The following is a 6,000-nucleotide window of genomic DNA, read 5'->3' as shown; positions in this document are numbered from 1 at the left end:
TAGATTGCGGTTTTTTTGTTATAAAAATAGTCTAAATCACTCATCTAGGCGAATAAACATCATTGCGTTAAGTAAGGAGATGAGTGCGACCGTATTAATATTATTGGAATAGATCAGTCTCTTGTTCTCAATGGGTGGAATAATAAAATTAGAAATGATGATATCATAAGGTGATTCTTTTAGAGAATCAAGTGATAACTCTAATTCACTCCAAACCTCCAGCTCAAAATTGTTGCTGCAATAATAAGAAAGTGTCTCCGCTACTGATTTTGCATGATACTGATCAAAATTACTCATCACTAATACTTTTAATTTAGGCTGATTTTGTAAAAGATTCAGCACTAAATGTTTGCTGTGAGTGATAAAAGTATATGATAGATGGTTGACTTTCATTGGTGTGCTATGGATATCCAAAGTCTCTAGATAATGTTCAATCCCTTTTTTAATATCTGAAACAAATTGAGGGAAAATATTTTGAAAGTTCTTGATTGTATTGCCTTTTTGATCAAACAGAATAAATTCTGTAGATAGTTCCTGACGGTGCAGATGTGCTGTATTATGCAAATGCCAAATAAGATTGTCATTATTGTCTATTTTTAGATTATATTTGCTTTCTATCTGATCAATTAAATCACTTAATAATTTATATGAATTTTTTACATAGCTGTCTGTTTTTGCGCAGCTCATAAATAGATTTTCATCAATGAAAAACATTTTTTGAAAATAGGAGACAAATAGTTGACCTATCACTTCTTTATTCAAAGAGATATGATATTCAGAATCAAAGCTCGCTACAATGTCTTCGATTCCTTCTGCCTGCATGAAAGATTCTAACAATTGATTGTTAAAAGAATCTTTCTCAACTTCCAAGAAATGACCAAACTTTATTCGATATAAATTTGTAACCAGGAGCAATTTTAACATTCTTTGAGTTGCGAAATTAACAGGGAATGCAGTTTCTTTATAGACAAGTGCTAACAGCTTACACAAAGGTTCTACTGAAAAATCTGTAAAGGGCCATTCAAGAAAATAATATTTTTCCGAAAAATATTGTGCAAAAAAATAACGGATATCAATCTCATCTCCAATAATCCGAGCAGGATTGAGACTAATCTTAAAATTATATTGTTTTTTTATGATTTTGTTAATATGACTGATTATACGATAGAGTGAGGAAGAGCTTATATAAAACTCTTTACAAATATTCTCAGTTTCATATCCTTCGTTAAAGAAGATGAATTCTAAAATTGAAAAATGGGTTGAATACTTAAAAAAATGGTGATAGACCATCTCAATATCACTATCATCGGTATTAATGATACGTATGCCATTAGTAGACGAGTGAAAAATCAATTGAGGAAAAGAGGACTTGACATGGGATAAATCATCTTTTACTGAACGTTCTGTACAATTTAATAGTTCAGCTAGCTCAGAAATATGAAACCAGCGTTTGTTTTTAAATAGTAGTTCTAATAGTTCTAATTGTCTGTGGCTCTTTTTAGACAGTAATTCCCGCATTAAAATATTATCTTTCTTTATATAGTGTTTTTATTATCAGGCAATTATACCATATTTTATGCATTTAACCTCATTTAACAACTCAAAAATATATCTAAAAATACTGATAAAAGCTTATAGAACAAGGAATTATTAATTTTATGTATCTACAATACATAAATACAGAAAGAAAACCAAGCCGAATTATTATGCTTTCAAGTTGGGAAATTATATAATTATATTAATCAAAAAATAATAGTAAAAAATATTATTAAACAATTTTGATTTAGAAAAAATTAGAAAGGAGAATCAATATGCTTTGGTCTATTATTGTTGGAGGTCTTATTGGTCTTATTGCTGGATCAATCACTAAAAAAGGCGGCTCAATGGGTGTTATTGCAAACGTTGTTGCAGGTTTAGTTGGTTCTGCTGTTGGTCAGTCGCTTTTGGGAATTTGGGGTCCTAGTTTGGCTGGTATGGCCTTGCTTCCTTCTATCATTGGTGCAGTTATTGTAGTAGCTGTTGTATCATTTTTTGTAGGTAAAAAGGCATAAATAGTCTTTTTACTTTTCAAAGTACAATTTAAAATTTAATGATGTGAGGATTCAATATGTCAAAATCAAGAAAAATACTTTCCCTTATTTTCTGTATTTTAATCTTGACAATTTTGATTCCTGTTTTACTAGATTTTCATAAAGTTAGCGGTCTGGGGCTCCAGATTTTCGGTTGGAAATTATTCACTTGGAAGCAGATTCCTTTTGTGGGCTACTATCTTTCTAGGTATGTTTTCTGGGGCACTGTGGTTTTAGCAAGCTTAATCTTACTACTGATGTTAGTGATAGTTTTTTATCCTAAGAGACATTTGGAAATTCAGCTAGCTGATGCGGATGGGAAACTGATGCTGAAAAATTCATCAATTGAAGGGTTTGTTCGTAGTCTGTTAACAGAAGACGGTTTAATTAAAGATCCTACAGTTTCAGTAAATAGCGGTAAAAACAAATGCATGGTTTCCGTTAAAGGGGCAATCGTTCCTTCGGAAAACATCATCAAGAGAAGTCAGTTGATTCAAGAAGAAATTGCGTCTGGATTGACAGAATTCTTCGGAATCAATCATAATGTCAAGCTTAAAATCTCTGTCTCAGACTTCAAGCCAAAAGAAGCGGCTAAAAAAACTACTAGTCGTGTAAAGTAAGGAAGTAAAAAATGGAATGGTTTAAAAAATATCAATATCCAATCTTGTCTGGATTAGCAGGCATTATTCTAGCGTGTTTTATCCTATCCTTTGGCTTCTTTAAGACTCTATTTGTCTTGATTTGCGCTACTCTAGGGGCAGGAATTGGATATTATATTCAAAAAATAATATATTTAAATAATTAGTTAATAAAGGAGTTTAACATGTCAAATAAAGATGTTAAAGATGTTGCAAAAAAAGAAGTTGCTCAAGCAGCTCACGAAGTAAAAGGTGAATTGACTTACGATGATAAGGTCATTCAAAAAATCATTGGTATCTCTTTAGAGAAGGTTTCAGGCTTGCTGGCTGTTGATGGTGGCTTCTTCTCTAACTTGAAAGATAAAATTGTAAATTCTGACAACGTGACTCATGGCGTTAACGTTGAAGTTGGTAAAGAACAAGTAGCTGTTGACTTGAACGTAGTTGTGGAATATCAAAAGAATGTTCCTGCATTATACGAGGAAATCAAAAAAGTTGTTGTAGAAGAAGTTTCTAAGATGACTGATTTGGAAGTTGTTGAAGTAAATGTCAATGTTGTTGATATTAAAACAAAAGAACAACACGAAGCTGACTCAGTAAGCCTGCAAGATCGTGTAACAGACGTTGCTGAATCAACAGGCGAATTTGCTTCAGAGCAATTCGAAAAAGCAAAATCTGGTATTAGCGGCGGTTTCTCAGCTGTTCAAGAAAAAGTTGGCGATGGTGTAGAGGCTGTTAAAGACGCTGCATCAAATGAAAAAGCTCGCGTTCGTTAATTCTTTAACTAAGATTAGGAATTCTTATATTCTTTCATTGCTTTAAAAATTGAAACTAATAACGGAGGTATCAATTATGTCTACAGAAGAAAAATTCAACCAAGCTAAAGGTTCTGTAAAAGAAGGACTGGGCAAATTAACTGGTGATAAAAAAACAGAAAAAGAAGGAGCTGCTGAAAAAGTAGTTTCTAAAGTTAAAGAAGTTGCAGTAGATGCCAAAGATGCTGTTGAAGGAGCAATCGAAGGCGTTAAAAATATGGTTAAAAAAGACGAAAAATAAAACCAATAGTTGATTTTCCTTATAAAAAGTCTTTGTTAACTATAGTAACTAAAAAGAGAGAACATTAAATCCTGTTCTCTCTTTTTTTTGTGTATTTGGCTAGGAAAATTGTTCTTATTCCTTGTTTTTAGTTGGAGTTTCTTTCTTCTCCTTCTCCTCATCAATTTTTTGAAGTTCATGGTCATTTTTATATTGAATAATATACTCGACTATGTCTTTTTCAGTCAATCGATCATTAGATAATTGTGAAATTTGAATTGAAATATTTTTCAAACCATAATCGTTTTGTTTACTAAGAATTTCTTTCAATTCCTCATCTGAAAGATAGTTCCCTGAAATAGTTAACTTTAAAGTATTATCTTCTTTATCATAGTTCTTTTGTAGGATTGTGTTGTCTTTAAACTGATCAGATAAGTATTTATTTATAGATTCATTGATTAAGGTCTCTCTCACTAAGGTAGTCGCTGAAACCAAACTTGGAATAATAAGAATCAGCGAAACTAGAATTAATATTTTTCGCATTTTATAGGCTTCTTGATTGTTTTTAATGTAATGATTTTTTACCATAGTTAAGTTCGTCCCTATGTATGTAGCAAGCATAATAAAACTACAGTTAATGAAAAATAAGTAGGATGCTCCTAACATAAACTTAAAGTTTCCCGTTGCTATAGCATAGCCGGCAGTACATACTGGGGGCATAAGAGCTGTTGCTATAGCTACTCCAGGTACAATGTTATTTGCTTCTTTTTTTCGTGCACCAATAACTCCAGCTACCCCACCCACAAAAGCTATAACTATATCCCAAATTGTTGGTGAAGTTCTGGAAATAATTTCTGAACTTGCATAAGAAATTGGAGAAATAAAAAAATAAATCGTAGATGCTAAGAGGCTTAAGAAAACTTGAATAGAAAGAATTTTAAACGACTTTCTGAGCAGTTTCATATCTAGTATTGCTAATGAAAAACCAATTCCAATAATAGGTGTCATTAATGGAGAAATCAACATTGCCCCAATGATAACTGGAGTGGAATCCATGTTTAAGCCAATAGATGCAATCAACATTGCACAAAACAAAGTAGCTAAATCGCTTCTTGATAAATCTAAATCATCGTAGAGCTTATCTCTGAATTCAACTAAAGAATAAAGTTTATCCTCTTTTAAAATTTTTCTCATAATAGTATTCCCCTTATTAAAGTTCTCTAAATTATAAATTCATGCGAAGCAATGAATGAAATAAGTAATATTCCAAATAAAATACTGGAAGAGGTAGATAACCGTTATTTATTTTAACATAAAAATATTACGATTAGAATCAAATTTCTTAGTAGAGTACTCTTAACATTCTTACTGGATTGAAAAAGCAACACATACTGAATTATTAATCGAATAACAAAACAGCATCTAATTTGACTGCATTTTTTCTTTGTGTAACTACTTTTTCAAAATTCTTAAAATATTTTTGTATTTTCAATGTGTAAACGCTTGCAAAAATCTAAATAGAGTACTATAATAGAGTTAAAGAAATAGAGAGAAAGGAAACCAAATTCATTCGCTTTTAAGTTTACTTTGTTGGTATAGTTGTTTGTAATACATAAGTAGTTGCTTTACTTGACATATTGGTTGAATTGTCAGACAGGCCTGCTTAGCTTGCCTGATTGTAACGATAGTATAGAAAGTAGAAGCTTTTAGATGGTTTTCAAACTTCGAGAATTCAATCAATAGTGCTTTATTATACTATAGAGATTTCCAATGCTAAGATAAAAAGAAAATCATTAGCGGTTGAAGGAATTAAAAGTTTATAAAAAATAATAAAAACAATAAATAGAAAATTGTTATTCAGTTACACTTTGGATGAACTGATTGCTCTCATACCAGCGAAGTAAACCAGACCTCTAGCCGAGTAAAGCTAGAGGTCGTTTTTTTTGCTACAATTGGCATGCCGTGTATCTGGGGTGAAAGCCCTCTGGGGGCTGTTTTCTTGTACTTTGCAAGTATAAGATACCGTTGACAGGAAAGGGTTTTCATTGTATATTTATATTAGGGATGATGATTGGAAAACAATTAGCAGTTAGGAGGGAGGTTATTGTAGGAGCAGTTTTTCAAGTGTCATCATTGCTTTTCATTATTAGGAGGGTATGATTATGCCGATTATAAGAAAAGTTCAAATGTATCTTTTGCTTCTGTTTTTCTCTTTGAGCGGTGTCTTGCCAAGTCAGATTGTTTTTGCGGAATAGTCG

General features: G+C 31.8%; 7 protein-coding genes. 5 read left to right on the top strand and 2 right to left on the bottom strand.

Translation table 11 applies throughout. From position 1 onward, the window contains the following. Positions 1 to 36 precede the first annotated feature (36 nt). Positions 37 to 1,518, bottom strand: coding sequence for a M protein trans-acting positive regulator PRD domain-containing protein (locus HMPREF9389_RS09575; protein WP_002928126.1), 1,482 nt, complete (start codon positions 1,516 to 1,518; stop codon positions 37 to 39). A gap of 293 nt (positions 1,519 to 1,811) precedes the next feature. Between HMPREF9389_RS09575 and HMPREF9389_RS09580 the strand changes: the two genes are divergently transcribed. From HMPREF9389_RS09580 to HMPREF9389_RS09600, 5 genes are all read left to right on the top strand, one after another. Further along, positions 1,812 to 2,051: a GlsB/YeaQ/YmgE family stress response membrane protein gene (locus HMPREF9389_RS09580; protein WP_002928124.1), complete on the top strand. Its 240-nt coding sequence runs from the start codon at positions 1,812 to 1,814 to the stop codon at positions 2,049 to 2,051. A 56-nt stretch (positions 2,052 to 2,107) separates the two neighbouring features. Further along, positions 2,108 to 2,689, top strand: coding sequence for an alkaline shock response membrane anchor protein AmaP (gene amaP / locus HMPREF9389_RS09585; protein ID WP_002928121.1), 582 nt, complete (start codon positions 2,108 to 2,110; stop codon positions 2,687 to 2,689). Between the two features lie 11 nt (positions 2,690 to 2,700). Next, positions 2,701 to 2,874: a DUF2273 domain-containing protein gene (locus HMPREF9389_RS11525; RefSeq protein WP_002928117.1), complete on the top strand. Its 174-nt coding sequence runs from the start codon at positions 2,701 to 2,703 to the stop codon at positions 2,872 to 2,874. An 18-nt stretch (positions 2,875 to 2,892) separates the two neighbouring features. Next, positions 2,893 to 3,483, top strand: a complete 591-nt coding sequence (locus tag HMPREF9389_RS09595) for an Asp23/Gls24 family envelope stress response protein (RefSeq protein ID WP_002928115.1) — start codon at positions 2,893 to 2,895, stop codon at positions 3,481 to 3,483. A gap of 76 nt (positions 3,484 to 3,559) precedes the next feature. Then, entirely contained in the window at positions 3,560 to 3,763 is a 204-nt protein-coding gene (locus HMPREF9389_RS09600) for a CsbD family protein (protein ID WP_002908609.1), read from the top strand. Between the two features lie 114 nt (positions 3,764 to 3,877). Here HMPREF9389_RS09600 and HMPREF9389_RS09605 read toward each other — a convergent pair whose 3' ends face one another. Beyond that, the gene (locus tag HMPREF9389_RS09605; protein ID WP_002928112.1) at positions 3,878 to 4,936 is read right to left on the bottom strand and encodes a TIGR00341 family protein; all 1,059 of its coding nucleotides are present in this window, start codon (positions 4,934 to 4,936) and stop codon (positions 3,878 to 3,880) included. Positions 4,937 to 6,000: the final 1,064 nt, after the last annotated feature.

This window comes from Streptococcus sanguinis SK355 (genome assembly GCF_000212855.1).
In the GTDB taxonomy this organism is placed as follows: Bacteria; Bacillota; Bacilli; order Lactobacillales; family Streptococcaceae; genus Streptococcus; species Streptococcus sanguinis_A.
The sequence above is the reverse complement of the archived record's forward strand: the minus strand, read 5'-3'. Positions and strand labels throughout refer to the sequence as shown.